Genomic DNA, 25,102 nt, shown 5'->3' on the forward strand with positions numbered 1-25,102 from the left:
CTCACGTTAGGTGACGTCCTAGGGTAGGTGCCTGTGAGCGTGCTGGTGATCACCGGAACCGGGACCGAGGTCGGCAAGACCGCGGTCACCGCAGGTATTGCGGCGCTGGCCAGGGCAGAAGGCAGACGGGTCGCGGTGCTCAAGCCCGCGCAGACCGGTCTCCTGCCCGGCGAGCCGGGCGATGTGGCGGAGGTGGCGCGGCTGGCGGGTGACGTGACCACCCGTGAGCTGGCCAGATACCCCGACCCGCTGGCCCCGGACACCGCGGCGAGACGGGCGGGGATGGCCACCGTGCACCCCGCCGACGTAGCCGCCGCCGTGACGGAGCTCGACGCGGCCCACGACCTGGTGCTGGTCGAGGGCGCGGGCGGGTTGCTGGTGCGGTTCGACGAGAGCGGCTCCACCCTGGCCGACATCGCCTGGGCGGTGAACGCGCCCGTGCTGGTCGTGGCGCAGGCCGGACTGGGCACGTTGAACACGACCGCTCTGACGGCCGAGGCGCTGCAGCGCAGGGGCATCGAGTCGCTCGGTGTGGTGGTCGGCAGCTGGCCGTTGCACCCGGACCTCGCCTCCCTGACGAACCTGGCCGATCTGCCGGAGGCGGCGGGTGGCCCGCTGCTCGGCGCGCTGCCGCAGGGTGTGACAAAGCTCGGTTCTGTGGATTTCCTGGCCGTTGCCAAGAGATCGTTTTCACCGTGGTTCGGCGGCGAGTTCGACCCGGAGACGTTCGCGGCTCAGTTCGCGGTCCAGTGACCTACGTCGCTCCACGATGAAGGATTCAGTGAGGCATAGTGCTCGCCAGGCCACAGGAGGAGGAGAGACCGTGACCGCAGCTCCGGAACAGATCGACGTGCTCGACGAGGCTCGTGAGCAGGTGCTCGAACGAGGAGTCGGACTGTCCGAAGCCCAGGTGCTCGAGGTGCTCGAACTGCCTGAGGACCGGATCCCCGAGCTTCTGGCGCTGGCACACGAGGTGCGTGAGCGCTGGTGCGGGCCCGAGGTCGAGGTCGAGGGCATCGTCTCGCTCAAGACCGGCGGCTGCCCCGAGGACTGCCACTTCTGCTCGCAGTCGGGCCAGTTCCCGTCGCCAGTGCGTTCGGCGTGGCTGGACATCCCCGGCCTGGTCCGCGCGGCACGGCAGACCCGCGACACCGGCGCGACCGAGTTCTGCATCGTCGCGGCCGTGCGCGGCCCGGACAAGCGGCTGCTCTCGCAGGTGCGCGACGGCGTCAAGGCCATCCGCGAGGACGGCAACGACATCCAGATCGCCTGCTCGCTCGGCATGCTCACGCAGGAGCAGGTCGACGAGCTCGTGGCGATGGGCGTGCACCGCTACAACCACAACCTCGAGACGGCTCGCTCGCACTTCCCGAACGTCGTCACCACGCACTCCTGGGAGGAGCGCTGGGACACGCTGAGGATGATCCGCGCGGCCGGCATGGAGGTCTGCTGCGGCGGCATCATCGGCATGGGGGAGACGCTGGCGCAGCGCGCGGAGTTCGCCGTGCAGCTGGCCGAGCTGGAGCCGGACGAGGTTCCGCTGAACTTCCTGATCCCGAACCCCGGCACGCCGTACGAGAACTACCCGGTCGTCGAGGGTGCCGAGGCGCTGCGCACGGTCGGCGCGTTCCGGCTGGCCCTGCCGCGCACGATCCTGCGGTTCGCCGGCGGTCGTGAGCTGACGTTCGGCGACCTGGGTGCGAAGCAGGGCATGCTCGGCGGCATCAACGCGATCATCGTCGGCAACTACCTGACGAACCTCGGCCGCCCGGCGCAGCAGGACCTCGACATGCTCGAGGAACTGTCGATGCCCATCAAGGCGCTGAGCCAGACCCTGTGACGGATGCTGGCATGATCACGGCTGTGTACTGCTCTTTCTGCGGCAAAGAGGAATCAGGCGGCGACCACGCGTTCTGCCGGCAGCGGCTGTCGATGATCGACCCGCCGCGGTACTGCTCGGAGTGCGCCCGCCGGATGGTCGTCCAGGTGACCCCGGACGGCTGGACGGCGCGCTGCAGCCGCCACGGAGAGACCGCGTCGGCTCGGTAGTAACCTCTCGCGAATGGACGAGAAAGCAGCGCCGGTGCGCATCGAACCCGTACCGGAGCCGCCGTACGTCTACCACTACATCCGGCCCCGGCCGAAGGTCGTGGTCAAGCGGGATCTGCTGCCGGGCCTGGTGGTCCTGCTGACGACGTTCGCGGCCGGGCTGCCGGCCGCGTACGTGTGGTCGTGGCTCGCCCCGGCCCAGCTCAAGATCGTCTCGCCGCAGGACAACAAGTTCTACCCGATCGGGGTGGAGAGCTACCACCGGCTCGACGCGCTGATGGTGTTCGTGCTGATCGGTCTGGGCGCGGGCGCCATCACCGGCATCTCGGTGTGGCTGCTGCGCCAGCGGCGTGGGCCCGTCGTGATGCTCGGCATGACGGCGGGCTCGTTCGCGGCGGCGTGGTTCGCGCAGTGGCTGGGCGGATCGCTGGCCGCGAGCGCGTACCCGATGCCGTCGTCGATCAAGCCGAACGACACCCTGCTCGTCGCGCCTTCGCTGGAGACGTGGTGGGGAATTCTGGCGTGGCCGCTCGCGGCTGCCCTGGCTTACGGCTGCTGCACGGCGTGGAACGGCCTGGACGACCTGGGGCGGCGCCTCGGCTGAGGCACCGCCCACTGTGACATTCCTAGAGATCGATGAGCGTCAGCCGACCCTGTAAGCAAAATCCGGCATGTCGGTCACGAACATCTGACCCGGCGCGTGCGTGATCGCGAACGGCGGTTTGGACTTCATCAGCACCGCCTGCGGAGTCACCCCGCACGCCCAGAACACCGGCACGTCACCGGGTTCCGGCGTGATCGCGTCGCCGAAGTCGGGTTCGTGGATGTTCTCGATGCCGAGCATTTTCGGATCTCCCGCGCCGACCGGAGCCCCGTGCACCGAGGGCATCAGCGCGGTGACCTTGTGCGCGATGTCCACAAGGGACTCCGGAATCCACCGCATCGACACGACCATCGGCCCGTGCAGCCTGCCCGCCGGCCGGCACTGGATGTCTGTGACGAACATGGAGACGTTCTTCTGCTGATCGACGTGCCGCAGCGGCACTCCGGCGCTTTCCAGTGCCGTCTCGAACGTGAAGCTGCAGCCGATCAGGAACGTCACCAGGTCGTCGCGCCAGTACTCGGTGGCGTTCTCGGGTTCCGCGATGAGTTCGCCGTTCTCCCAGATCCGGTACTGCGGCGCGTGGGTGCGCACGTCCGCGTCCCGCTTGAGCGCGCTGACCGTCTCGCCGGCGTCCAGCACGTCGAGCACCGGGCACGGCTTGGGGTTGCGGTGCGTGAAGAGCAGGAAGTCGTACGCCCAGTCCTTGGGGATGGCGATGAGGTTGGCCTGCGCCTGTCCCGGTGCCTTGCCCGCCGTCGTCATTCGAGCTCCTTGTTGACCGTCTCCGGCAGCCAGATCAACGCGATGACCGCGATCCCGTACGCCGCCGCCCCGAACAGCATGGCACCGCCGATGCCGAGCCGGTCGGCCATGAACCCGACCAGTCCCGGAAAGATCGCACCGAACGCGCGCCCGAAGTTGTACGTGAAGCCCTGCCCGGTGCCGCGCAGCTGCGTCGGGTAGAGCTCGCTGAGGTAGCTGCCGAACCCGCTGAAGATCGCGGACATGCAGAACCCGAGCGGGAAGCCGAGGAACATCACCAACGTGTTGGCGCCGTTGGGAATCTGCGTGTACGCGACGATCAGCAACGCGCTGGCGATCGCGAACACCGTGAAGGTCTTCTTGCGCCCCAGGTAGTCCGTGAGATAGCCGCCGCTGATGTAACCGATCCACGCACCGGTGATGAGGAACGCGAGGTACCCGCCGGTGCCGATGATGGTGAGGCCGCGGCCGGTCTGCAGGAACGACGGCAGCCAGGTCGCGAGCGTGTAGTAACCGCCCTGGACACCGGTGGCCAGCAGTGCCGCGAACAGCGTGGTCTTGAGGATCGGACCCTTGAAGATCTTGGGGAAGGTGCCGCGTTCCTTGGGCTGCGCCTTGGTTTCCGGTGCGTCGTCGACGTTGCGGCGCACGTAGAAGATGAGGATCGCCGGAAGCGCGCCGGTCCAGAACATGATGCGCCACGAGATCGCCGGGTCGGCCAGCGAGGCGACCAGGGTGTTGATGATGACCGCGAGACCCCAGCCCACGGCCCAAGCGCTCTGGATGAACGCCACGGTGCGACCGCGGTACTTCGGCTTGCAGTACTCGGCCACGAGGATCGCTCCGGCCGCCCACTCACCTCCGAAGCCCAGGCCCTGCAGGGCGCGGAAGATCAGCAGCGTCTCGTAGTTCGTCGCGAAACCGCACAGCACGGTGAAGAACGCGTAGGCGGCGACCGTGATGATCAGCGTTTTCGACCGGCCGAACCGGTCGGCCATGACGCCGGCCACCGCGCCGCCGATGGCGCTCATCAGCAGCGTGCTAGTGCCCAGCAGGCCGGCCTCTGCCTTGGTGAGGCCGAAGTAGCCGGTGATCGCGACCAGGCTCAGCGGCAATACCCAGTAGTCGTACGAGTCCAGCCCGTAGCCGCCGAACGCGCCGATGAACGCGCGCCTGCCCTTCTGGCCGAGACTGCGGAACCAGGCGAAACGGCCTGTGTCCTCGGTCGTGGTCGTGCTCATGGGACACCTCGCAGCGTGGTGGAGGAGTGGTCGACTGTGATGTGGACCTCAGAGTAAGGATTGTTCAACAATCCCACAAGGCCACAATTCAACGATCCGACGATCGGCCGGTGCGCTTGGGCTGGGTGGCGCCGGCTCGTGCGGCTCAACAACCCGCGCTGTGCTGGCGTTCGGGTGGTGAGGAACAGAGGGGGGAACCACGATTGATCACCTCAGCCGACGGCACCGCCATCGACCACCGCACCACCGGCAGCGGCCCGGGCCTTGTCGTCGTCCCCGGCCCCATGGAGTCCGCTACCGACTACCAGGGCCTCGCCGACGCGCTGGCGGCCGGCTTCACCGTGCTCGGCATCAGCTCAGGTGGGGTGATCGCGCTGCAGGCGGCCCTGCGGTTACCCGGCGCGCCGAGAAGGTGCTCGTCGAGGAGACCGACTACGTCAGCCCGAGCAGGAGTCCCCACCTGGTCGCGCGCCCGCCCTCGAGGCCTTCTTCCTGGCGGGCTAGTTCGGGTTCGGCACGTGCCCGAACTCGGTCAACGGCACCGGCACGGCCTTCAGCGCGCTGAGAATCCCGGTCTCCCGGTGCAGCATCCGCCGGACCAGCCGCAACCGCCGCGCCGGCGACCGTTCCTCCAGCAGCCGTTGCCGATCCTCCACCGGCAGCAGGCAGTCGGCCGCGAGCAGGTACGACAGCGCGCCCAGCGCGACGTCGTCGGCGGGGGAGGACCAGTCCTCGCGGTGCCAGGCCGCGCCGCAGTACCGCTCGTGGGCCGCGCGCGCACCGCGTTCCAGGATCGGCACGACCTCCAGGGCGGCCTCGGGCACCGGGGAGTCCTCGATGTACTCGATGTGCCCCAACAGGTAGGGCGCGGTCGTGGTGTCGACGTCCAGCAGGCGGAAGCGGCGCACTCCGCGCGTCACGATGTCGAAGCGGCCCTCCGGCAGCGGGCGGGCGTCGAGGAGGTCGGCGGAGCAGCCGATGTCCCTGAGGGAACCGACGTTGTCGGCGCCCACCTCCCAGCCCTCCTTGATGCACACGACGCCGAACGTGCGGCCGAACAGGGAGCCGGTCATCAGGTCGACGACGAGCTGGCGGTAGCGGGGCTCGAAGATGTGCAACGGCAAAGACGCCCCGGGCAGCAGCACGGTGCCCAAAGGGAAAAGCGGAAGCGTCTCTGCCACGCGCCCAACGTTACGGGCTGCCACTCCCGCCCGCCGGACGGCCGGATCCGGGCGGCCTGAGCACGGCGAACGGATCGGTCACCTTGATTCCCTTGGCGCTGAAGCGGAACAACGCGGCGGGGCGGCCACCGGACGGGCCGGTGGGTGCGGTGCCACCCGTCGGTTCCAGCAACAACCGCCGGGACAACACGCGCTGGAGGTTCGTCGCGGCCACCCGGTAGCCCAGCGCCGCGGAGTAGTGGTCGCGCAGCAGGGAGATCGTGAACTCCGGCGGCGCCAGGGCGAAACCGAGGTTCGTGTACGACAGCTTCGAGCCCAGCCTGTGCCGCGCTCGTTGCACGATCGAGGAGTGGTCGAACGCCATCGGAGGGAGCGTGTCCACGCAGTGCCACTCGGTGTCCGCGGGCCGTTCCGGATCGACGTCCGAGGGGACCAGTCCGAGGAACGCCGTCGCCACGACGCGGGGGCCCGGCACGCGGTCGGGCGCGCTGAAGACGGCCAGCTGCTCGACGTGTGACAGTTGTCGCACATCGACTTTTTCCGCGAGCTGACGGCGGATTGAAGTCTCCACGTCCTCGTCCACCCGCAGGCCGCCACCCGGCAGAGACCAGCGGTGAGCATGTGGTTCCCGTGCGCGCTCCCACAGCATGACCTGGAGTGACGCACCTCTCACCCGCAGCACAGCTGCCAGAACTTCGTGTCCCACGCTCGCCACTCGGCTGATACTATCGGCCACGTTTTCGTCCAATAGGCGAAAACCTGGAACCGAGGAGGCAGCGATGGTCGCTACCGCAACTGTGGAGCGAACCGCGTCAGGTGTGTACGGCGGAGTCGAGCCGAACGCCGAGTGGCGGGACGAGGTGCTGCGCCTCGCGAAGGAGCGGGATGCCGTCATCCTGGCGCACAACTACCAGCTCCCCGAGATCCAGGACATCGCCCACCACACCGGCGACTCCCTCGCCCTGAGCAGGATCGCCGCGCAGTCCGACGCGGAGACCATCATCTTCTGCGGCGTGCACTTCATGGCCGAGACCGCGAAGATCCTCGCGCCGCGGAAGACCGTGCTGATCCCGGACGAGCGCGCGGGCTGCTCGCTCGCCGACTCGATCACCGGCGCGCAGCTGCGCGAGTGGAAGGCCGAGCACCCCGGCGCGGTCGTCGTGTCCTACGTGAACACCACGGCCGAGGTGAAGGCCGAGACGGACATCTGCTGCACGTCGTCCAACGCCGTCGACGTGGTCCGCTCGATCCCCGCCGACCGCGAGGTGCTGTTCCTCCCGGACCAGTTCCTGGGCGCGCACGTGAAGCGCGAGACGGGCCGCGAGAACATGCACATCTGGGCGGGCGAGTGTCACGTCCACGCCGGCATCAACGGCCCTGAGCTGGCCGAACGCGCCGCCGCGAACCCGGACGCCGACCTGTTCATCCACCCCGAGTGCGGCTGCGCGACGTCAGCGCTCTACCTGAGCGGAGAGGGCATCGTCCCGGCGGAGAAGGTCAAGATCCTCTCGACCGGCGACATGATCACCGCGGCCCGTTCCACGAAAGCCACCAAGGTGCTCGTCGCGACCGAGATCGGCATGCTGCACCAGCTGCGCAAGGCCGCCCCGGAGATCGACTTCCGCGCCGTCAACGACCGCGCGTCCTGCACCTACATGAAGATGATCACGCCGGCCGCGCTGCTGCGGTGCGTGCGCGACGGCCTGGACGAGGTGCACGTGGACCTGGAGACCGCCAAGCGCGCCCAGGGCGCCGTGCAGCGCATGATCGAGATCGGCCAGCCCGGCGGCGGTGAGTGATGGCCGCGCGCTGGGAGGCGCGGGCCGACCTGATCGTGGTCGGCACGGGCGTGGCGGGTCTGACCGCCGCGCTCCGGGCCCGTGAGCTGGGACTTCGCGTCCTGGTCGTCACGAAGGCGGCGGGCGACGACGGCAACACGCGCTGGGCTCAGGGCGGCGTCGCCGTCGTCATGGAGGACCAGCACGACCCCGGCGACTCGGTTCACCGGCACATCGAGGACACGCTGACGGCGGGCGCGGGCCTCTGTGACGACACGGCGGTCACGGCGATCATCACCGACGGACCCCAGGCCGTGGCGAAGCTGCGCGAGCGCGGCGCGACGTTCGACGCCCGGCCGGACGGACTGCTGGAACGGACCCGCGAAGGCGGCCACAGCGCGTTCCGCGTCGTGCACGCCGGCGGTGACGCGACCGGCGCCGAAGTCGAACGCGCGCTGCTCAAGGCCACTGTGGACGGACGGGTTCCCCTGCTGGAGAACCACGTCGCGGTCGACGCGGTGAAGACCCCGCTCGGTGCCGTCGCCGGGTTGCTGGTGCTCGACAGCAACGGCGTGCCCGGCGTGCTGACCGCTCCCGCCGTGCTGCTCGCGACCGGTGGCATCGGCCAGATGTACCAGGCGACGTCGAACCCGTCCGTCGCGACGGGGGACGGGCTGGCGCTGGCGTTGCGCGCCGGTGCGTTGGCCGCGGACGTCGAGTTCATCCAGTTCCACCCGACCGTGCTGTACACGGGCAGGGGCGCGCGAGGCCGTTGCCCGCTCGTCACGGAAGCCGTGCGCGGCGAGGGTGCCGTGCTGGTCGACGCGACCGGCGCCCGCGTGATGAAAGGCGTGCACCCGCTCGAGGACCTCGCCCCGCGCGACGTCGTGGCCGCCGCGATCACCCGGCACATGGCGCTGGAGCCCGGCGGTGTCGACGACCACGTCTTCCTGGACGCGACCGCGTTGCACGACATGGCCACCCGCTTCCCGACCGTCTACGCGGCCTGCGTGTCGGTCGGTGTCGACCCGGCCGTGGACCCGATTCCCGTCGCCCCGGCGGCACACTTCGCCTGCGGTGGCGTGGTGTCCTCCGTCGACGGCCGCACGGGCGTCACCGGTCTGTACGCCGTCGGTGAGGTCGCTCGCACGGGCCTGCACGGCGCGAACCGCCTGGCGTCCAACAGCTTGCTCGAAGGCCTGGTCTGCGGCACCCGTGCCGCCGAAGCCGTGGCGTCCGATCTGGCGCTCGGCCTGGTCGCTCCGGCTCGCGCTGTCGATCCGGTGCTGCCCACGGCACCGGTCGCCGACCGCGACCTGCTCCAGCGCGTGATGTCCCGCTACGCCGCGATCGGCCGCGACGCCGAGGGTCTCGCCGTCGTCGGTTCGGTGCTGGACGTGTCCACTGTCGACAAGCAGCTGGAGTCGCGCGAACTGGTCGAGGACGCGGCGCTGACCATGGCCGCCCGCGCCCTGATCGCCGCGGCCCAGGAACGCACCGAGTCGCGCGGCTGCCACGTTCGCACCGACTTCACCGAGCGTTCCCAGGCGTGGCAACGCAGTCAGCTCGTCCGGCTCACCCCGACCGGTCAGCCCGTGCTGGCCGATCCCGTTCTCGCGGAAGGTGTGGCGTGACCATCGATTGGGACGACGCGAACCGGGTGATCCAGCTCGCGCTCGAAGAGGACCTGCGTTACGGCCTCGACGCCACGACGTTGGCGACCGTGCCGGAGAAGTCGACCGCGACTGCCGAGATCACCCCGCGTTCGTCCGGCGTGCTGTGCGGTGTTTCCGTTGCGCGCACTGCCTTCCAGCGTTACCTGCCCGAGGTCGAGGTGCTCTCGGAGGCGCAGGACGGCGACAAGGCGGTGCCCGGCGAGCCCGCGCTGGTGCTGGTCGGCCCGACCCGTGGCCTGCTCACGGTCGAGCGCACGGCGTTGAACCTGATCTGCCACCTGTCGGGCATCGCCACGCAGACCGCACGCTGGGTCGACGCGATCGAGGGCACCGGTGCGTTCGTCCGCGACTCGCGCAAGACGTTGCCGGGCCTGCGTTTGCTGCAGAAGTACGCGGTCAGGTGCGGTGGCGGCGTGAACCACCGGATGGGCCTCGGCGACGCGATCCTGATCAAGGACAACCACGTCGCCGCGGCGGGGTCCGTTGGTGCCGCGATCCGGGCGGCCCGTGCGCACGCGCCGGACCTGCTGATGGAGGTCGAGGTCGACAGCCTGGAGCAGTTCGACGAGGCGATCGCCGAGGGCGCGGAACTGGTGCTGCTGGACAACTTCACGCCCGAGCAGTGCGCTCAGGCCGTTGCCAGGAAGCCCGCGAACGTGAAACTGGAGGCGTCCGGCGGACTCACGTTGGACGTGGCACGCGCGTACGCCGAGACGGGCGTGGACTACCTCGCGGTCGGCGGGCTGACGCACTCGTCGCCGTCGCTCGATCTCGGTCTGGACCTGAAGTAACGGCTTGGGGCCCGCACCCCCAGAGCGGGCCCCAAACCCTGTCACTCGGCCTGGACTTCCGCCGGCGGCTGGTAGCGGGTGAAGCCTCCGTGGCTGACGCCGGGGAAGCTCCGCACCCGCTCCCAATCCGTCGTGTCGGAGCCGACGCCACGCAACGAGGTGCGCGTCACCGCGTCCTCGTGGTCCTCGGCGCTGACCCACTCCGCGTAGTTGACGACCTGTTTGCCGTCCTCCCGGATGTGGAAGGCGGCAGAGACCCCGCCGGGGTGCGGGTTCGGCTCGCTCGCCATCGCGACGAACACCGAGTCGACCCACCCTCGTGCGGTGGCTTCGTCGTCGGTGTCGATCGTGACCAGCACGACGCAGCCGACTTTCTTGTCGTTCTTCGGGCCGACGGAGCGGTACAGCTTGAAGCCGTCGAGTTCCTTGCGGTCGCGGGCGAACGAGGGCAGCTCAGGAAGAGTCATGCCCCTGATCCTGTGAGCTCGACCTAGCTGGAGGTCAAGCTCATTCGAAGGAACAGCCAGGATTCGGTTCGTCACGGGACAACGGCGCGCCGGGAGGGTTCACGTACAGCACCTCCAGCACCATCGGCGAACTGCCGAGGTTGCGCCCGATGTGCACGTGGTTCGGCTCCTCGACCAGCGCGTCCCCGCGGTGGTGCACGAAAGTCGTGGTGCAGTCGCCGAGAGTCCGCGTCAGCACGCCCTTCTTCACGAACGCGTAGAGCGTGCCGTCGTGGTTGTGCCACCCGGTCGAGCCGCCGGGGTCGATCACGATCTCCCGCAGCGTGTAGTCGCGGCCACCGGCCGACCACTGGGCGAGGATCGTGCCGGTCACCCCGCGCGAAGGCGTCGCGGATGCCACGCCGGAGAACAACAGCAAAGCGGCCACCACGGCCGAAACGATGCGCATGTAGGTCAACGTAGCCGTCGGTTCGCCAGCACGGGCAGGACCTGGCGGGCTTGTTCCACCGCCGCGAGATCGAGGTCGACGACCGAGACCTCCGGCTGGTCGGAAAGCTGCACGACCACGTTCCCGAGCGGATCGGCGACGGTCGAGTACCCGATCCCGGTCGGCGCGGTGGAGCCCAGGTCACCGGGATACGCCTGGCCGCACGCCACGACGAACGACGTGCAGTCCAACGCGCGCGCCCGCACCAGCAGCTCCCACTGCTCCTTCTTGCCGGGCCCGGCACCCCACGACGCCCCGACCAGCACCACCGACGCGCCCTTGTCCGCCAGCGCGCGGAACAACTCGGGGAAGCGGATGTCGTAGCAGGTGGCCACGCCCAGCGTGACGCCGTCGACCTCGAAGGTCACCACGTCCGAGCCGGGCGCGACCGTGCGCGACTCCTGGAAGCCGAACGCGTCGAACAGGTGGATCTTGTCGTAGCCGGCGTGGATGTCCGGCCCGGTGACCAGCAGTGTGTTCGTCACGCGGTCACCGGAAGGCGTGAACATGCCCGCCACGACCACGACGTCGTGTGAAGCGGCGATCTCGTGCACGGCAGACGCCCACGGCCCGTCCAGCGGCTCGGCGACCGGCCCGAGCGGCACGCCGAAACGGCACATCGTCGCCTCGGGCAGCAGGACAACTCGCGCGCCGTCGGCCCTGCGCACCGCGTCGCGGACGAGCTCCAGGTTGGACCGGGGGTCCGTCGTCGAGCTGATCTGACTCACAGCGATGCGCATGGGGATCACTGTAGGGTCCGGAACCGTGCGTTCCCCACTGTTCCTAGTTGTGTTGCTGGCCGTCGCGGGCTGCACCGAGACCGCCACACCCCGCCCGGACGGTGGCACGAACGGCACGTCGATCGTGCTGGCCGACCGCGACGAGCCCACGACGCTGAACCCGCTGCTCGGCTACGGCGCGCAGGGCGTGTCGAAGATCTACGACGGGCTCGTCGAGCACCGCCAGGACGGGTCGCTCAAGCCGCAGCTCGCCGCCGATCTGCCGGAACCGGCAGCGGACGGGCTGAGCTGGACGGTGAAGCTGCGCGGTGACGTGAAGTTCACCGACGGCAGCACGTTCGGCGCGGAGGACGTGGTCGCCACCTACACGGCGGCGTTGCAGAACCCGATCAAGGACAGGTTCAGCACGCTCAAGAGCGTCGAGCAGGTCGACCCGTCGACGGTCCGCTTCACCCTCACGCAGACGCAGGCGGCGTTCCCGCACCTGCTCGTGCTCGGCGTCCTCCCGAGCGAGCAGGCGAACCCGAACGGCCAGCCCGTCGGCACCGGCCCGTACAAGGTCACCGAGTGGAAGAAGGGCGACCGGCTGCTGCTGGACGCCAACGACAGCTACTTCGACGGCGCGCCCAAGGTCAAGAAGCTGACCGTCGTGTTCGTCACCGACGACAACCAGCGCGCCAGCCGCATGCAGGCAGGCGAGTTCGACGGCACGGTGCTGCCGCCCAAGATCGCGACCCAGTTCGCGGGCAAGTCCAGCCTGCTCGTGCAGTACCACCGCAGCGCCGACTACCGGGCCGTGCGGCTGCCCGCGGCGAACCCGGTCACCGGCAACCCCGCGATCCGCCTCGCGCTGAACTTCGCCGCGAACCGCCAGGCCATGATCGACAGCCTGCTGGACGGCAAGGGCACCATCGCCTACACGCCGGTGCCGGACGCGTTGGCCGAGGAGTTCGACCCGACCGCGAAGTTCCGCTTCGACAAGACCGAGGCCGCCCGCCAGCTCGACGCGGCGGGCTGGGTTCCCGGCGCGGACGGCATCCGGGTCCGCGAGGGCGTGCCGGCCCGGTTCACGCTGATGTACCCGCTCGGCGACGACCTGCGGGCCGACCTCGCCACGGCGTTCGCGGCCGACGCCAAGGCCGTGGGTGTCGACGTGCAACTCGCCGGCCTGTCGTGGGAGGCGATCCGCCCGCGGATGGCCCAGGACGCGCTGCTCTACGGCGAGGGCTCGCCGTTCGACCCGGACCTGATGCTCTACGACCTGCGCGGACAGGGCAGCCCGGCGGCCGACGCGGCGCTGGAGAACGGCCGCAAGCTCATCGACCCGGCGCAACGGGCCGTGGCGTACAAGCTCTTCCAGCAGGCGTTCATCGCGGCTCCGTCGATGGTGCCGCTGGTCTTCCCCGAGCACGCGTACGTGCTGCGCGACTCGTGGAACGGCTACCAGGCCGTGGTCGACCCGAACTCCTACGGCGCGCTGGCCTGGGGGCCGTGGTGGAACCTCGACAAGTGGGAGCCCAAGTAGCGGGAGCCCGATCGGCCGTCACGCCGTCCTGGCGTTGATGTCGCGGACGGCCTGCGCGGGGTCGTCCGCCCAGAAGTCGACCCGCGCCACCCGCTGCACGCCGGTCTTGCCCAGGTCGACCAGCTGCGGCTCGCGGAACGGCACGGACACGTTCGTCTTGGTCAGCGACTGGATGACGAGCGCGTCGCCGATCACCTCGACGCTGCGCTGCCCCTTGTGACTGCGCTCGGCGACCTGGGCGGCACCGAGGTCGCTGGTCGGGATGCGCCAGTCGAAGAACCCCAGCTGCCGCAACCGCAGCTCGTCGCCGGACACCGTGTGCGGCTGCTTGTGCAGGATGTAGATCGCGCCCACGCACACGACCGTGTTCAGCACACCGAGCACGATCAGCGTGATGAGCAGCCACGGGATGTCCAGGGCGAACGCCACCAGCGCGACACCGATCACCGTGATGATCAGGAACCGCCAGTATCGCGGCCGCATGCGCTTGCCGTAGGGGATCTCCACCATGCGGACGAGCCTATTTCCGCAGCGCGCGCACCATCTCGTCGGGGCGGTCGGTCCAGAACTCGATCTTCGTCACCTCGTGCACGCCGCGCCTGCCCAGGTCGATCTCCTGCGGTTCGTTGAGGTTGACGAGAACGTTGGTGGAGTTGGAGATCTCCAGCACGAGCGTTCCGTCCACAACGGATCGCGTCTTGTTCGTCGACCGGCTGGTCATGCCGTGCGTCACGGTTTCGATGGCCGCCAACGGGATCCGGTACTCGAACTCCCGCGCGTACCGCAGCCACAGGTGCTCGTCGTCGATCTCGTGTTTGAACTTGTAGAGCATCCACAGCTGCCATGCGAGCAGTGCGGCACTAAGTGCGCCGAACGCCAACAACGCCGCGCGCAGCCAAAACCACGGCACGAGCAATTCGACCAGCACGATCTCCGCAGGTGTGAGGACGAGGAAAACCCACAAGAACGGACGGACTTGAGCGCTGTACCCGAACGAGCGATCCCCCATGTACTCGATGGTGGCACAGTTGGGCTGGTGAGCGATCTGATCTTCTTGGACAGCGCCGGTTCGTCGATCCCAGCTCCTGGTGTCGTGGACGAGGTGATCGGCCATCTCAGGCGGGAAACCGAGATCGGTGGCTATCGCGCCGCCGCCGAACGCCGCGATGACCTGGAGGCGGGTTACGGCGTGCTCGCCGACCTGTTCGGGTGTCGCCCGACCGAGGTCGCTTTCACGGACAGTGCGACTCGATCATGGTTGGCGGCGTTCGACGCCGTACCCCTGGAAGCCGGGGACCGAATTCTTGTCACAGAGGTCGAATACGGTGGCAATGCGATCCCGGTTCTGCGTCGTGCGGCGGAGACCGGGGCGGTCGTCGAGGTCATCCCGTCCGACGTTCACGGGCAGGTCGATCTCGACGCCCTGAACCTTGACAACAGAGTCAAGCTGATCTCGCTCGTGCACGTGCCGACGAACGGCGGCCTGGTCAACCCGGTCAACGACATCACAGCGGCGGCTCGTGAGGTCGGAGCGCTGGTGTTGCTCGACGCCTGCCAGTCCACCGGGCAGCTCGATCTGCGTGGCCTCGACTACGACATGTTGGCGTGTACAGGTCGTAAGTGGCTGCGCGGACCGCGCGGCACCGGTGCGCTGGTCGTCCGCGACGAAGTGAGGGAAAGGCTCCACCCACGGCTGGTGGACCTGCACAGCGGCGTGTGGACCGGGCTGGACGAGTACCGGTTGCGCGACGACGCGCGGGTGTTCGAGCTGTGGGAGTGCGGCGTCGCCGACCGGCTCGGCATGATCGCTGCCGCGCGCTATGCCCTGGACAAGGGCCTCGACGTGATCGAGGCCGAGGTCGCGGACCGTGCCAAGCGTTTGCGGGAAGGGCTGCGGGCCATTCCCGGCATCACGGTGCGAGACCTCGGCGAACGTCAGTCGGGCATCGTCACGTTCACGTCCGACCAGGTGCCTGCGATGGAGCTCAAGGACCGGCTGTGGGCCGAGAAGGTCGCGGTCACGGTGTCGCAGGCCGGGTCGACGCTGATCGACATGACGAGGCGGGGCCTGGACGAAGTAGTGCGGGCCTCCCCGCACTACTTCGTCACTCCTGAGGAGATCGATCAGGCGTTGGAGCGGATCGTCAGCAGCTCACGTTGATGACTCGCTTGACGCAGTCCGAGTAGCTGACGAACAGGTCGACGGCGCGGTCGTTGCGCGACGTCTGCGCCGCGATGACCGTGTCGCGCGGGTAGAAGCCGTTGAGGCCGCCGCTGCTCGGGTACATCTCGAAGGTGTAGGACCAGATCTTGTGCTGGCCCCACATCCAGTCGTCGATGCTGCCGTCGGTGATGTACAGGTCGCTCGCCTGTTCCGGCGTGTAGCCGTTGGTGGCGGCCATCTGCTGGCCGAGCGTGCGGAACGCGCGTTCCTCGGTCGCGTCCAGGCCCGGTGCGGTGTTCGCGGTGGTGTAGCCGAACGGCCACAGCACGAGCTCCGAGAACGAGTGGAAGTCGATGTTCGTCTTGATCTGCTGGACGCCACCGATCACCCGGGAGTTCACGAAGTTCTTGACGACGTTGGTCTCCGGTGCGGAGAACGCCGCCGTGCCGCGGTAGGTGTCCGACGTGGTGGAGCCGCTGGAGCCGCCGCAGCAGCCCCACTTGAAGCCCCAGTTGCGGTTCAGGTCGGTGCCGTTGCCCTGGCGGTTCTTGCGCCAGCCGCGGAACGAGCCGGTGGCGATGTCGTACTCAACGCCGTCCGGGTTGACCATCGGGATGAACCAGACCTCGCGGCTGTCCACCAGGTTCTTGATCGCAGGGGTGGCGTAGTTGTCGGTGTAGCGCTTGATGATCTGCAGGCACTGCTCGACCGTCAGGTGCTCACGGGCGTGCTGGTTGCAGGTGAAGATCACCTCGGGTTCGCTCTCGTCGGTCGCGACGTTGTCGCTGACCTTGAGCGCCCAGATGTCCCGGTTCTGGAAGCTCTTGCCGATGCTGCGCAGGCTCGCCAGGGTCGGGTGGTCGCGGACCGTCTGCTGCAGCTCGGCGGTCATCTCCGCGAAGTTGTGGTAGCCGGCGTAACCGGACGGGAAGTCCTGCGTGCCGACCTGGCCGGGTACCGGGTCCTTGAAGTCGACCTTGCCCAGGCTCTTGAGCTGCTGCTCGAAGTCGCCCACGTACGTGATCGGCAGACCGGTCGCCTGCAGGGCCTTGTACTGGGACTTGTCCGCGACGACCGAGATCGTGGTGAGCTTGGTCGCGCCGAGCACGTCGACGCCGATCTGTGCGATCTGGGTGCGTTCGGCGGACGTGTTCGCGGTGACTTCCAGCAGATAGCGGCCGGAGTCGGCGTTGCTGGGTGCCGCCATGCCCGCGACCAGCACGGGCAGACAGATGGCGAGCACTGCGGCGATCTTGCCGCGGCTCTTGCTGAACATCTTTCCTCCATCATCAGCAGGGGTTTGCGACGGAGTGGTGCTCGACCGAGCGTGGCCGTGCTGTCACAGGGTGAGGTAGCGCCGATAGCGGGCTGACCGTTGACAGATTTCCGCAGGAACTACCCTGTAAGTCATGCTCAGCCGCATCGACCTGCGAGGTCGCACCACGACTCCCGCTCAGTTGCGCGCCATCGTGCCGCGCGCCGAGATGGACGTGGACGCTGCGCTGCATCAGGTGCGTCCGATCGTGGAGGCGGTCGCCGAGCGCGGTGTCGACGCCGTGCTGGAGTACACCGAGAAGTTCGACGGCGTTCGTCCTGCTTCTGTCCGTGTGCCCGCTTCGGCGATTTCGTCCGCTTTGTCCTCGCTGGACCCGGCCGTCCGCGAGGCGTTGGAAGAGGTGATCGCACGCACCCGGCGCGTGCACGCCGACCAGCGCCGCACGGACACGACCACGCAGGTCGTGCCCGGTGGCACCGTGACCGAGAAGTGGGTGCCGGTCGGGCGCGTCGGTCTCTACGCGCCCGGTGGCCTCGCCGTGTATCCGTCGACGGTCGTGATGAACGTCGTGCCCGCGCAGATCGCCGGCGTCGAGTCGCTGGTCGTGGGCTCGCCGCCGCAGGCGGAGTTCGGCGGCCTGCCGCACCCGACGATCCTCGCCGCCGCCGCACTGCTCGGGGTCGACGAGGTGTGGACCGCCGGTGGCGCCCAGGCCCTGGCCCTGATGGCGTACGGCGGGGTGGACACGGACGGTGCCGAGTTGGCGCCGGTCGACATCATCACCGGTCCCGGCAACATCTACGTGGCGGCGGCCAAGCGGTTGCTGCGCGGTCTGGTCGGCATCGATGCCGAGGCGGGGCCGACCGAGATCGCGATCCTGGCCGACTCGACGGCCGACCCGGTGCACGTGGCCGCCGACCTGATCTCCCAGGCGGAGCACGACCCGCTCGCCGCCTCGGTGCTGGTGACGACGTCCGTGGAGCTGGCGGACGCGGTGGACGCCGAGCTGGAGCGCCAGATCTCCGCGACCAAGCACGTCGAGCGGATCCGCACGGCGCTGGCCGGCAAGCAGTCCGGCATCGTGCTCGTGTCCTCTGTGGACGAGGGGGTCCGGGTCGTCGACGCGTACGCCGCCGAGCACCTGGAGATCCAGACCGCCGACGCGCGTGCGGTGGCCGCACGGATCCGGTCCGCGGGTGCGATCTTCGTCGGCGCGCACTCGCCGGTGTCCCTGGGCGACTACTGCGCCGGCTCGAACCACGTGCTGCCCACCGGTGGCTGCGCGCGGCACTCGTCGGGGCTGTCCGTGCAGACGTTCCTGCGCGGCATCCACGTGATCGACTACTCCGAGGAAGCCCTGCGCGAGGTGGCGGACAAGGTCGTCGCGCTGGCCAACGCGGAGGACCTGCCCGCGCACGGGCAGGCCGTCACAGCGAGGTTCGCCCGATGAAGCCTGTTGTCGGCGCACGGGTGGAGCTTTCCGATCTGCCCCTGCGTGAGGACCTGCGCGGCCGCACGCCCTATGGCGCGCCGCAGCTCGACGTCCCGTATCGCTTGAACACCAACGAGAACCCGTACGCGCCGACGGACGCGCTGGCCGCGGACGTCGTGGCCGCCGTCGCGGAGATCGCGGGCGAGCTGCACCGGTACCCGGACCGTGACGCGGTGGCGTTGCGCGAGGACCTGGCGGCTTATCTGTCGTCGGCGACCTCGGTGCCGCTGACGTCGGAGAACGTCTGGGCCGCCAACGGGTCCAACGAGATCCTCCAGCAGATCCTGCAGGCGTTCGGCGGCCCTGGGCGGGTGGCCCTGGGCTTCGAACCGTCGTACTCGATGCACCCCATCATCGCGGCCGGCACGCGGACCGAGTGGTCGCCGACTCCTCGCCGCGCGGACTTCTCGCTGGACGTGGAGAAGGCCGCGGCGATCATTTCGGAGACGCGCCCGGACGTGGTGTTCGTGACGTCGCCGAACAACCCGACCGGGCAGTCGATCCCGCTGGACGACCTGCGGCTGCTGATCGCGTCCTCGACGGGCATGATCGTCGTCGACGAGGCGTACGCGGAGTTCTCCCCGCAGGAGAGCGCGATCAAGCTGCTCGACGAGTACGGGTCGCGGCTGATCGTCTCGCGCACGATGTCGAAAGCCTTCGCCTTCGCGGGCGGGCGTCTCGGCTATCTCGCCGCCGCCCCGGCCGTGGTCGACGCACTGCAGTTGGTGCGCCTGCCGTACCACCTGTCGGCGTTGACGCAGGCGGCCGCGCGGGCCTCGTTGCTGCACGCCGAGGAGACGCTGGGTTCGGTGGCGCTGCTCGCCGCGGAACGTGATCGAGTGGTTGCCGAGCTGACGGCCATGGGTTTCCAGGTCGTGCCCTCGGACGCGAACTTCGTGCTGTTCGGCTGGTTCGAGAACGCACGTGAGGTCTGGAAGTCCTATTTGGACCACGGCGTGCTCATCCGGGACGTCGGAATCGCGGGTCACCTGCGGGTGACCATCGGAACGCCCGAGGAGAACGACGCTTTCCTCGCGGCCAGCAAGGAGGTCAGCCGGTGAGTCGTGTGGGCAAGGTGGAGCGCACCACCAAGGAGTCGTCGGTCTACGTGGAGATCGACCTGGACGGCACCGGTCAGGTCGAGATCAGCACCGGCGTGCCGTTCTACGACCACATGCTCACCGCGTTCGGCGTGCACGGTTGCTTCGACCTGATCGTCCGCGCCACCGGTGACACGCACATCGACGCCCACCACTCGGTCGAGGACATCGCGATCGTGCTGGGCCAGGCACTGCGCGAAGCGTTGGGGGACAAGAAGGGCATCCGCCGCTTCGGCGACTGCTGGATCCCCATGGACGAGACCCTCGCGCACGCCTCCGTGGACGTCTCGGGCCGCCCGTACACCGTGCACCGCGGCGAGCCGGAGCAGTTCAACTCGTTCGTGATCGGCGGCAACTACCCGTTCGTCCTGAACCGGCACGTCTTCGAGTCACTGGCCTTCCACGCCCAGATCGCCCTGCACGTGCGCGTCGAGTACGGCCGCGACCCGCACCACATCGCAGAAGCCGAGTACAAGGCAATCGCCCGCGCCCTGCGCGCGGCCGTGGAGCCCGACCCGCGCGTCGGCGGCATCCCGTCGACCAAGGGCGTCCTCTGATGCCCAAGGAAGTAGTCGTGATCGGCCTGCTGGCACTCGCGGGCTTCCTGGGCGGCGGCGTCTACGCCACCTGGAAGACCGCCAAGTTCCTGGCGATCATCCTGCTGGTGCTGACCGCCGTGGCAGTCGGCGCCGCGGTGCTCTGGCTCATCTAGGTCTTGCGGGCGAGGACCCAGTGGAACGTCGCTGGGTCCGGCTCGTGCATGGTCACCAGGTCGTCGACGACGATCTCCAGGTGCCGCGCGACCAGTTCGCGGTTCTGGGCGGGAGTGTTGCTGCCGAAGAACATCTCCACGCCGAGCCAGTTCTCCGTGACGTCCGGCGTGCCCGTGCCGAGCGAGGCCAGGAACAACCCGCCGGGCCTGAGCCACCGCGCGATCTTCGCGATGAGCGCGGGCTGTTCGTCCAGCGGCACGTGCAGGATTGAGTAAAACGCCGCGATGCCGTCGAACGCGGCGTCCGGAAAGTCCAGCACGGTCATGTCGGCCTTCTCGAACCGCGCGCCGGGCACGTTGGCGCGGGCGAGCTCGATCTGCCGCTGCGACAGGTCGATCCCGAGCACGTCGTGGCGTTCGGCGAGCTTCCGCGTGCTCGGGGCGCCAGCACCACAGCCGAGCTCGAGAACCTTGGCCCCGTCGTCGAGCCTTCGGTCGAGCTCCCTCAGGTAATGGGCACGCGGGTCGTCGGCAATCTGCCCGGACCACGCTGCGTAGCGTTCCGCCATGGCGTCGTAGCCGGCTTCGACGATCTTCTTCACGCGGTGCCCAGGTAGCGGGCCGGGACGTGCTGCGCGAGCCACACCCCGTTGGCGCTGAGCCGGAACTCGTGCCCGTCCGCGTGCATCGCCTTGGCGTCCACGGTGAGGATCAACGGCCGTCCGCGCCGGGCCCCGACGCGGCGGGCGGTCTCGCGGTCGGGCGAGAGGTGCACGTCGTGGCGTGACATGGGGCGCAGGCCATCGCGCATGATGTCGTCGAGGTACTGCGCGACGGTGCCGTGGAACAGCTGGTCCGGCGGGATCGCGGTCGGCAGCCCCAGTTCTACCTCGACGCTGTGCCCCTGGTTCGCGCGGATGCGGTCGCCGTCGATCGTGAAGCGCTTCTTGTCGTTCTGCTCCACGACTTCGCGCATGTCGGCCGCGGAGATGCCGAGCGCGTTCAGCAGGTCGGCCACCGGCACCCAGCCAGCGGGGTCGAGGGTGAGGCCGACGCGCTCGGGCTGGTGCCGGAGCGCTTTGGACATCCGCTTCGAGAGGCGGATCATTCGTTGTTCTTCCATTTCGCACCCAGGAAACCACAGCGCGTCCACCGGTTTTGCGGTTTCATGGGCCGGATGTGGCGTGAGCGGCGGGTTCCTGGCGAGACCGAGATCTTCGTGGCCTGGCAGGAGGGCGCCGGGGACGGGACGCTGCTCGCGATCCACGGCGGCCCCGACTGGGACCACAGTTATCTCCGCGATCCGCTCGACCGGTTGGACTGCCGGCTCCTGATGCCGGACCTGCGCGGGTGTGGCCGGTCAGGGCGAGCGCCGGAGTACCACCCGGACGGCGTGGTGGAAGACCTGGTTTGGGTGCTGGACGCGTTCGAGGTCGAGCGGGCGGACGTCCTCGGCCACTCCTACGGCGGCATGGTCGCGCAGCGGTTCGCGATCACTCATCCGGAACGTGTGCGCAGCCTGATCGTGTCGGGCAGCAGCGTGTTGCCGGTGCCGCCGGACGCTTTCGAGGGGTGGGCGGAGCGAGACGAGATCCTGGCGGCACAGGAGGATCCGTGGCAGCGCGAGGACCTGACGCCGGAGCAGTGCGTGCGGGCCGACGCGTTCGCGGCCGTGGAGGCCAACGTCCGGCGTGCCACGCAGGTGCCGGGCTACCTGAAGCGGCTGGGAGAGGTGAGGTTCGGCGCGGAGTGGGTGCGCCGGCTCCAGGCAGGTGGCCTGGTCTCACCGCGGCTTCCCGATGCCGCGCGCCGGATCGCCGACCTCGACGTTCCGGTGCTCCTGCTGCACGGCCGGCAGGACATGACGTTCCCGGTCGGCTTGATCGACCCCACGCTCGACCTGATTCCGCGAGCAACTGCCGTGGTGCTCGACGACGCGGGCCACATGCTGCACGTGGACGAGCCGGACGGGTACCTGCGCGCGGTGCGGGAGTTCCTAGACGGTGCCGCCTTCGAGGGCGGGCTTGAGCTGCGGGGCGCCCGGCCCGTGTGAGGCCTGCTCGTCGTCGATGTTTTGCAGCGCGCAACTGCGCAGCGACAGGCAGCCGCACCCGATGCAGCCGGTCAGCCGGTCGCGCAGCCGGTACAGCGCGTCGATGCGGGCGTCGAGTTCGGTCTTCCACGAGCGGGAGAGGCGTTCCCAGTCGGATTTCGTGGGCGTGCGGTTGTCCGGCAGCTGGGCCAGGGCGTCGTGGACGTCCTCGAGGGTGAGGCCCACGCGTTGGGCGGTGCGGATGAAGGCCAGGCGGCGCAGCACCGTGCGGTGGTAGCGCCGCTGGTTTCCCGCGGTGCGGACGGAGGCGATCAGGCCGCGGTCCTCGTAGAAGCGCAGCGCGGTGTGGGGGACGCCGCTGCGTTCGGCGACCTGGCCGATGGTCAGCATTTCCGGCAACTTGCTCACCGGATCATGGTAACCGCTTGACCTCCAGCTTGGTCGAGGTTGAACAGTTGGTGCCATGCAACGGATACCAGAGCTCTTCGCGAGGATGGCCGGGGACGAGAAGCACGAGTGGGCGGCGGCTTCCACGATCGACGTGCTCTGGGTCCTCTACGACCAGATCCTCAACGTCACGCCGGCCACCGTCGACGACCCCGATCGCGATCGGTTCCTGCTGTCCAAGGGGCACGGGCCGATGGCCTACTACGCGGTGCTGGCGGAGAAGGGGTTCATCGACGAGTCCATTTTGGACGACTGGACGTCGTGGGACAGCCCGCTCGGCCAGCATCCAGACCGGGCGCTCGTCCCCGGCGTCGAGATCAGCAGCGGCTCGCTCGGCCACGGCCTGCCGATCGCGGTGGGGACCGCGATCGGGCAGCGCGTGCACAAGAGCCGCGGGCGGACGTTCGTGCTGGTCGGCGACGGTGAGCTGGACGAGGGCAGCAACCACGAGGCGATCGCCGTGGCGGCTCGGCTGAACGTCGCGAACCTCACCGCGATCGTGATCGACAACCAGTCCGCCATGTACGGCTGGCCCGGTGGCATCGCGCGCCGGTTCGCCGTCGAGGGCTGGCAGACCACCGAGGTCGACGGCCGTGACCACGAGGCCGTCTTCACCGCGCTGACCGCGCCGCACGACCGCCCGTACGCGGTGGTCGCCAAGATCGAGAGGAGCTACTGATGACCACGATGCGCCAGGCGTTCGTCAAGACGGTCAACGACGAGATCTCGCAGGACCCGCGGATCGCCGTCGTGACCGCGGTGATCTCCAGCAACGAGTTCCCGCAGGAGAACGAACGCGTCGTGGACGTCGGGATCCGCGAGCAGACCATGGTCGGCGTGGCGGGCGGTCTGGCGTTGGCGGGGTTGCGGCCGGTCGTGCACAGCTACGCGCCGTTCCTCGTCGAACGGCCGTACGAGCAGATCAAGCTCGACATCGGTCATCAGGACGTGGGCGCGGTGTTCGTGAGCATCGGCGCGTCCTATGACGACCCAGCGTGGGGGCGCACGCACCAGTCGCCAGGTGACGTCGCGTTGTTCGACACGCTGCCCGGCTGGACCGTTCACGTGCCCGGACACGCGGACGAGGTCACGCCTCTGCTGCGGCAGGCGTTGCAGGACGACAACCGGGTCTACATCAGGCTTTCGCTGCACGAGAACACACAGGCGTATCCGGTGGGTGAAGGTTTCACCGCGCTGCGTCACGGAAAACGCGGTGTGGTGCTCGCTGTCGGACCGATGCTCGACCGCGTGCTCAAGGCGGTCGACTCGGAGAACGCCGATGTCACCGTGCTGTACGCGGCCACCATTCGACCGTTCGACTCGGACGGACTGCGCAAGGCGGTGCAGGAGACGGACCACGCCGACGTCATGGTGGTGGAGCCGTATCTCGAGGGAACTTCATCCCATCTAGTTTCCGATTCACTGCAACTGATTCCGCACCGTGTGCGTTGTATAGGCGTCAAACGACACGCGGAGCTCCGCAACTACGGCACGGCCGAGGACCACGACGCCGCGCACGACCTCGACGTGGTCGGGCTGGGGAGCGCTGTGCGGAGTTTCTTCAGGGGGTGAAGAGACATGTTCGCAGTCATGGGGGATGACTGGACCGGCGCGCCTTCTCGCGCCGTTTAGGGTCGGTGCGGCCGCGCGAGTCGGAGTCGCGCGGCCGCTCCAACCCGGACTCCTTCTGGCATGTCCTTCTCCGCCCGCGCGGCCGAGGAGGAATGATGTTGCACGTGAGAATGCTGATCTGGACCCCGTTGAACGCCGCCGAGCTGCAGAAGGCCATGCACAGCGGCAACATCGGTCCCGCGGCGCTCGTCCCGGTGCAGTCCGGCACGGTGCTGCTGCCTCCGCCGGCCACCAAGCTCAACGAGGCCGCCTACATGACGAACCAGGTGCGCAAGCTGGCGAGTGGCGCCGCGCTGGCCGCGTGGAACGACGACGCGGCCCTGCTCTACCTCTTCACCACCTCCATCGGCCGCGCCAGCATGTGGGGCTCGCGCGAGGCGGTGCTGAGGCTGTCGGCCGCGGCGAAGCAGTCCGGTGGAGTCGGGAAGTTGTTCGACCGGTCGACCGCGGGCTTGATCAACATGCGCGAGAAGGAGAAGTGGCAGCTCGACGCCATCGACAAGCTCACCGCGCTGTACCCGCCTGCCAGCCGCAAGGGCGCGCTCGAACGCATCCGCGACTTCGAGAACGGCGCCGATGCGATCCCCGAGTTCTTCCGCGCCGCGGGACTGCAGGAGGTCGCGCAGGTCGCCGAGCTCACCGAGCAGGGCAGGGCGGACTTCGTGCTGCAGACGCTGGAAGCGCCGCGTACGCAGCTGTGGCCGCTCGCGCTGGTCTTCCCGTTGATCGTGCTGACGGCGTTGGTGACGGTTCTGCTGCACATCCCGATGGTCGTGTACTACCTCATCGCCGGTCTGCTGGTGACGCTGATGGCCGGACTGATGGTCATGCTGCGGCGCCGGCGCGTGCGCAGGATGCCGATCAACGCCGTGCTGCCGGTCATCCCGGTGACGCAGGGTGCCGCCCCGACCGACTAGCCTGGTCG

The 25,102-nt window shown here is 68.8% G+C and carries 30 protein-coding genes; 17 read left to right on the forward strand and 13 right to left on the reverse strand.

What is annotated here, in order from left to right; translation table 11 throughout:
• The first annotated feature begins 33 nt into the window (after window positions 1-33).
• The 4 genes from bioD (at window position 34) to ACWGE0_RS38115 (ending at window position 2,653) form a co-directional block, all read left to right on the forward strand.
• Window positions 34-753: a dethiobiotin synthase gene (gene bioD, locus ACWGE0_RS38100; protein ID WP_452265730.1), complete on the forward strand. Its 720-nt coding sequence runs from the start codon at window positions 34-36 to the stop codon at window positions 751-753.
• A gap of 70 nt (window positions 754-823) precedes the next feature.
• Window positions 824-1,840, forward strand: coding sequence for a biotin synthase BioB (bioB, locus tag ACWGE0_RS38105; protein WP_452265731.1), 1,017 nt, complete (start codon window positions 824-826; stop codon window positions 1,838-1,840).
• Window positions 1,841-1,851: 11 nt separating this feature from the next.
• The gene (gene bsaP, locus ACWGE0_RS38110; protein WP_452265732.1) at window positions 1,852-2,049 is read left to right on the forward strand and encodes a biotin synthase auxiliary protein BsaP; all 198 of its coding nucleotides are present in this window, start codon (window positions 1,852-1,854) and stop codon (window positions 2,047-2,049) included.
• A gap of 13 nt (window positions 2,050-2,062) precedes the next feature.
• Entirely contained in the window at window positions 2,063-2,653 is a 591-nt protein-coding gene (locus ACWGE0_RS38115; RefSeq protein ID WP_452265733.1) for a DUF2567 domain-containing protein, read from the forward strand.
• Between the two features lie 39 nt (window positions 2,654-2,692).
• Here ACWGE0_RS38115 and ACWGE0_RS38120 read toward each other — a convergent pair whose 3' ends face one another.
• The 4 genes from ACWGE0_RS38120 to ACWGE0_RS38135 form a co-directional block, all read right to left on the reverse strand.
• Window positions 2,693-3,415 carry a putative hydro-lyase gene (locus ACWGE0_RS38120; protein WP_452265734.1) on the reverse strand — a complete coding sequence of 241 codons (723 nt, stop codon included), beginning with the start codon at window positions 3,413-3,415 and terminating at the stop codon, window positions 2,693-2,695.
• Window positions 3,412-4,656 carry an MFS transporter gene (locus tag ACWGE0_RS38125; protein WP_452265735.1) on the reverse strand — a complete coding sequence of 415 codons (1,245 nt, stop codon included), beginning with the start codon at window positions 4,654-4,656 and terminating at the stop codon, window positions 3,412-3,414. Before ACWGE0_RS38125 ends, ACWGE0_RS38120 begins: the two co-directional genes overlap by 4 nt.
• 500 nt (window positions 4,657-5,156) lie before the next feature.
• Complete coding sequence (locus ACWGE0_RS38130; RefSeq protein ID WP_452265736.1) at window positions 5,157-5,837, reverse strand: LON peptidase substrate-binding domain-containing protein; 681 nt, start codon at window positions 5,835-5,837, stop codon at window positions 5,157-5,159.
• 10 nt (window positions 5,838-5,847) lie between these two features.
• Entirely contained in the window at window positions 5,848-6,543 is a 696-nt protein-coding gene (locus ACWGE0_RS38135) for an NUDIX hydrolase (RefSeq protein WP_406601603.1), read from the reverse strand.
• 73 nt (window positions 6,544-6,616) lie between these two features.
• Here ACWGE0_RS38135 and nadA point away from each other — a divergent pair, with 73 nt between their 5' ends.
• From nadA to nadC, 3 genes are read left to right on the forward strand one after another with little or no spacing between them, the layout of a single operon-like run.
• The gene (nadA, locus tag ACWGE0_RS38140) at window positions 6,617-7,636 is read left to right on the forward strand and encodes a quinolinate synthase NadA (protein WP_452265737.1); all 1,020 of its coding nucleotides are present in this window, start codon (window positions 6,617-6,619) and stop codon (window positions 7,634-7,636) included.
• Complete coding sequence (locus tag ACWGE0_RS38145; RefSeq protein WP_452265738.1) at window positions 7,636-9,249, forward strand: L-aspartate oxidase; 1,614 nt, start codon at window positions 7,636-7,638, stop codon at window positions 9,247-9,249. The genes nadA and ACWGE0_RS38145 overlap by 1 nt, the downstream gene beginning before the upstream one ends.
• A complete protein-coding gene (gene nadC, locus ACWGE0_RS38150; protein WP_452265739.1) occupies window positions 9,246-10,082 on the forward strand; it encodes a carboxylating nicotinate-nucleotide diphosphorylase in 837 nt (278 codons plus the stop codon). The genes ACWGE0_RS38145 and nadC overlap by 4 nt, the downstream gene beginning before the upstream one ends.
• Before the next feature lie 41 nt (window positions 10,083-10,123).
• On the opposite strand, the gene ACWGE0_RS38155 is transcribed toward nadC, so the two are convergent.
• The 3 genes from ACWGE0_RS38155 to ACWGE0_RS38165 are packed head-to-tail and all read right to left on the reverse strand — an operon-like array spanning window position 10,124 to window position 11,776.
• Window positions 10,124-10,549 (reverse strand): hypothetical protein, encoded by a 426-nt coding sequence (locus ACWGE0_RS38155; RefSeq protein ID WP_452265740.1) that lies wholly within the window; start codon window positions 10,547-10,549, stop codon window positions 10,124-10,126.
• Between the two features lie 40 nt (window positions 10,550-10,589).
• Complete coding sequence (locus ACWGE0_RS38160) at window positions 10,590-10,997, reverse strand: cupin domain-containing protein (protein ID WP_452265741.1); 408 nt, start codon at window positions 10,995-10,997, stop codon at window positions 10,590-10,592.
• A gap of 5 nt (window positions 10,998-11,002) precedes the next feature.
• On the reverse strand, window positions 11,003-11,776 hold the full coding sequence (locus tag ACWGE0_RS38165; protein ID WP_452265742.1) for a carbon-nitrogen hydrolase family protein: 774 nt from the start codon (window positions 11,774-11,776) through the stop codon (window positions 11,003-11,005).
• Between the two features lie 25 nt (window positions 11,777-11,801).
• On the opposite strand from ACWGE0_RS38165, the gene ACWGE0_RS38170 reads away from it, so the two are divergent.
• Window positions 11,802-13,301: an ABC transporter substrate-binding protein gene (locus tag ACWGE0_RS38170; protein WP_452265743.1), complete on the forward strand. Its 1,500-nt coding sequence runs from the start codon at window positions 11,802-11,804 to the stop codon at window positions 13,299-13,301.
• An 18-nt stretch (window positions 13,302-13,319) separates the two neighbouring features.
• Here the strand turns inward: ACWGE0_RS38170 and ACWGE0_RS38175 are convergent, their stop codons facing one another.
• Together ACWGE0_RS38175 and ACWGE0_RS38180 are read right to left on the reverse strand one after the other, a co-directional pair.
• Complete coding sequence (locus ACWGE0_RS38175) at window positions 13,320-13,811, reverse strand: hypothetical protein (protein WP_452265744.1); 492 nt, start codon at window positions 13,809-13,811, stop codon at window positions 13,320-13,322.
• Window positions 13,812-13,821: 10 nt separating this feature from the next.
• Window positions 13,822-14,310 (reverse strand): hypothetical protein, encoded by a 489-nt coding sequence (locus ACWGE0_RS38180; RefSeq protein ID WP_452265745.1) that lies wholly within the window; start codon window positions 14,308-14,310, stop codon window positions 13,822-13,824.
• 27 nt (window positions 14,311-14,337) lie between these two features.
• Here ACWGE0_RS38180 and ACWGE0_RS38185 point away from each other — a divergent pair, with 27 nt between their 5' ends.
• The gene (locus ACWGE0_RS38185) at window positions 14,338-15,462 is read left to right on the forward strand and encodes an aminotransferase class V-fold PLP-dependent enzyme (protein WP_452265746.1); all 1,125 of its coding nucleotides are present in this window, start codon (window positions 14,338-14,340) and stop codon (window positions 15,460-15,462) included.
• Here ACWGE0_RS38185 and ACWGE0_RS38190 read toward each other — a convergent pair.
• Entirely contained in the window at window positions 15,446-16,741 is a 1,296-nt protein-coding gene (locus ACWGE0_RS38190; protein ID WP_452265747.1) for a M14 family metallopeptidase, read from the reverse strand. The genes ACWGE0_RS38185 and ACWGE0_RS38190 overlap by 17 nt on opposite strands.
• Window positions 16,742-16,874: 133 nt before the next feature.
• Here ACWGE0_RS38190 and hisD point away from each other — a divergent pair, with 133 nt between their 5' ends.
• The 4 genes from hisD to ACWGE0_RS38210 are packed head-to-tail and all read left to right on the forward strand — an operon-like array spanning window position 16,875 to window position 20,045.
• Window positions 16,875-18,191: a histidinol dehydrogenase gene (hisD, locus tag ACWGE0_RS38195; RefSeq protein WP_452265748.1), complete on the forward strand. Its 1,317-nt coding sequence runs from the start codon at window positions 16,875-16,877 to the stop codon at window positions 18,189-18,191.
• Window positions 18,188-19,294 (forward strand): histidinol-phosphate transaminase, encoded by a 1,107-nt coding sequence (locus tag ACWGE0_RS38200; RefSeq protein WP_452265749.1) that lies wholly within the window; start codon window positions 18,188-18,190, stop codon window positions 19,292-19,294. Before hisD ends, ACWGE0_RS38200 begins: the two co-directional genes overlap by 4 nt.
• Window positions 19,291-19,890 carry an imidazoleglycerol-phosphate dehydratase HisB gene (gene hisB, locus ACWGE0_RS38205; RefSeq protein ID WP_030471230.1) on the forward strand — a complete coding sequence of 200 codons (600 nt, stop codon included), beginning with the start codon at window positions 19,291-19,293 and terminating at the stop codon, window positions 19,888-19,890. The genes ACWGE0_RS38200 and hisB overlap by 4 nt, the downstream gene beginning before the upstream one ends.
• A complete protein-coding gene (locus ACWGE0_RS38210; protein ID WP_452265750.1) occupies window positions 19,890-20,045 on the forward strand; it encodes a hypothetical protein in 156 nt (51 codons plus the stop codon). Before hisB ends, ACWGE0_RS38210 begins: the two co-directional genes overlap by 1 nt.
• Here ACWGE0_RS38210 and ACWGE0_RS38215 read toward each other — a convergent pair.
• A complete protein-coding gene (locus ACWGE0_RS38215) occupies window positions 20,042-20,647 on the reverse strand; it encodes a class I SAM-dependent methyltransferase (RefSeq protein ID WP_452265751.1) in 606 nt (201 codons plus the stop codon). The two genes, ACWGE0_RS38210 and ACWGE0_RS38215, sit on opposite strands and share 4 nt — an antisense overlap.
• Window positions 20,644-21,168: an RNA 2'-phosphotransferase gene (locus tag ACWGE0_RS38220; protein ID WP_452265752.1), complete on the reverse strand. Its 525-nt coding sequence runs from the start codon at window positions 21,166-21,168 to the stop codon at window positions 20,644-20,646. Before ACWGE0_RS38220 ends, ACWGE0_RS38215 begins: the two co-directional genes overlap by 4 nt.
• 54 nt (window positions 21,169-21,222) lie before the next feature.
• Here ACWGE0_RS38220 and ACWGE0_RS38225 point away from each other — a divergent pair, with 54 nt between their 5' ends.
• The gene (locus ACWGE0_RS38225; RefSeq protein WP_452265753.1) at window positions 21,223-22,098 is read left to right on the forward strand and encodes an alpha/beta fold hydrolase; all 876 of its coding nucleotides are present in this window, start codon (window positions 21,223-21,225) and stop codon (window positions 22,096-22,098) included.
• Here the strand turns inward: ACWGE0_RS38225 and soxR are convergent.
• Window positions 22,042-22,488, reverse strand: a complete 447-nt coding sequence (soxR, locus tag ACWGE0_RS38230; RefSeq protein ID WP_452265778.1) for a redox-sensitive transcriptional activator SoxR — start codon at window positions 22,486-22,488, stop codon at window positions 22,042-22,044. The two genes, ACWGE0_RS38225 and soxR, sit on opposite strands and share 57 nt — an antisense overlap.
• Before the next feature lie 73 nt (window positions 22,489-22,561).
• Here soxR and ACWGE0_RS38235 point away from each other — a divergent pair, with 73 nt between their 5' ends.
• The 3 genes from ACWGE0_RS38235 (at window position 22,562) to ACWGE0_RS38245 (ending at window position 25,094) form a co-directional block, all read left to right on the forward strand.
• Window positions 22,562-23,224 (forward strand): thiamine pyrophosphate-dependent enzyme, encoded by a 663-nt coding sequence (locus ACWGE0_RS38235; protein WP_452265754.1) that lies wholly within the window; start codon window positions 22,562-22,564, stop codon window positions 23,222-23,224.
• Entirely contained in the window at window positions 23,224-24,117 is an 894-nt protein-coding gene (locus ACWGE0_RS38240) for a transketolase family protein (RefSeq protein ID WP_452265755.1), read from the forward strand. Before ACWGE0_RS38235 ends, ACWGE0_RS38240 begins: the two co-directional genes overlap by 1 nt.
• Window positions 24,118-24,281: 164 nt before the next feature.
• The gene (locus tag ACWGE0_RS38245; protein WP_452265756.1) at window positions 24,282-25,094 is read left to right on the forward strand and encodes a hypothetical protein; all 813 of its coding nucleotides are present in this window, start codon (window positions 24,282-24,284) and stop codon (window positions 25,092-25,094) included.
• Window positions 25,095-25,102 lie beyond the last annotated feature (8 nt).

The sequence above is a fragment of the Lentzea sp. NPDC054927 genome (assembly GCF_053610285.1).

Excerpts from the sequence above, each read along its gene's own strand:
- bsaP (WP_452265732.1), top strand. The coding sequence starts at position 1,852 with ATGATCACGGCTGTGTACTGCTCTTTCTGCGGCAAAGAGGAATCAGGC.
- ACWGE0_RS38115 (WP_452265733.1), top strand. The coding sequence starts at position 2,063 with ATGGACGAGAAAGCAGCGCCGGTGCGCATCGAACCCGTACCGGAGCCG.
- ACWGE0_RS38120 (WP_452265734.1), bottom strand. The coding sequence starts at position 3,415 with ATGACGACGGCGGGCAAGGCACCGGGACAGGCGCAGGCCAACCTCATC.
- ACWGE0_RS38125 (WP_452265735.1), bottom strand. The coding sequence starts at position 4,656 with ATGAGCACGACCACGACCGAGGACACAGGCCGTTTCGCCTGGTTCCGC.
- nadA (WP_452265737.1), top strand. The coding sequence starts at position 6,617 with ATGGTCGCTACCGCAACTGTGGAGCGAACCGCGTCAGGTGTGTACGGC.
- ACWGE0_RS38145 (WP_452265738.1), top strand. The coding sequence starts at position 7,636 with ATGGCCGCGCGCTGGGAGGCGCGGGCCGACCTGATCGTGGTCGGCACG.
- ACWGE0_RS38155 (WP_452265740.1), bottom strand. The coding sequence starts at position 10,549 with ATGACTCTTCCTGAGCTGCCCTCGTTCGCCCGCGACCGCAAGGAACTC.
- ACWGE0_RS38160 (WP_452265741.1), bottom strand. The coding sequence starts at position 10,997 with ATGCGCATCGTTTCGGCCGTGGTGGCCGCTTTGCTGTTGTTCTCCGGC.
- ACWGE0_RS38165 (WP_452265742.1), bottom strand. The coding sequence starts at position 11,776 with ATGCGCATCGCTGTGAGTCAGATCAGCTCGACGACGGACCCCCGGTCC.
- ACWGE0_RS38175 (WP_452265744.1), bottom strand. The coding sequence starts at position 13,811 with ATGGTGGAGATCCCCTACGGCAAGCGCATGCGGCCGCGATACTGGCGG.
- ACWGE0_RS38180 (WP_452265745.1), bottom strand. The coding sequence starts at position 14,310 with ATGGGGGATCGCTCGTTCGGGTACAGCGCTCAAGTCCGTCCGTTCTTG.
- ACWGE0_RS38190 (WP_452265747.1), bottom strand. The coding sequence starts at position 16,741 with ATGTTCAGCAAGAGCCGCGGCAAGATCGCCGCAGTGCTCGCCATCTGT.
- hisD (WP_452265748.1), top strand. The coding sequence starts at position 16,875 with ATGCTCAGCCGCATCGACCTGCGAGGTCGCACCACGACTCCCGCTCAG.
- ACWGE0_RS38200 (WP_452265749.1), top strand. The coding sequence starts at position 18,188 with ATGAAGCCTGTTGTCGGCGCACGGGTGGAGCTTTCCGATCTGCCCCTG.
- ACWGE0_RS38210 (WP_452265750.1), top strand. The coding sequence starts at position 19,890 with ATGCCCAAGGAAGTAGTCGTGATCGGCCTGCTGGCACTCGCGGGCTTC.
- ACWGE0_RS38220 (WP_452265752.1), bottom strand. The coding sequence starts at position 21,168 with ATGGAAGAACAACGAATGATCCGCCTCTCGAAGCGGATGTCCAAAGCG.
- ACWGE0_RS38225 (WP_452265753.1), top strand. The coding sequence starts at position 21,223 with ATGTGGCGTGAGCGGCGGGTTCCTGGCGAGACCGAGATCTTCGTGGCC.
- soxR (WP_452265778.1), bottom strand. The coding sequence starts at position 22,488 with ATGCTGACCATCGGCCAGGTCGCCGAACGCAGCGGCGTCCCCCACACC.
- ACWGE0_RS38235 (WP_452265754.1), top strand. The coding sequence starts at position 22,562 with ATGCAACGGATACCAGAGCTCTTCGCGAGGATGGCCGGGGACGAGAAG.
- ACWGE0_RS38240 (WP_452265755.1), top strand. The coding sequence starts at position 23,224 with ATGACCACGATGCGCCAGGCGTTCGTCAAGACGGTCAACGACGAGATC.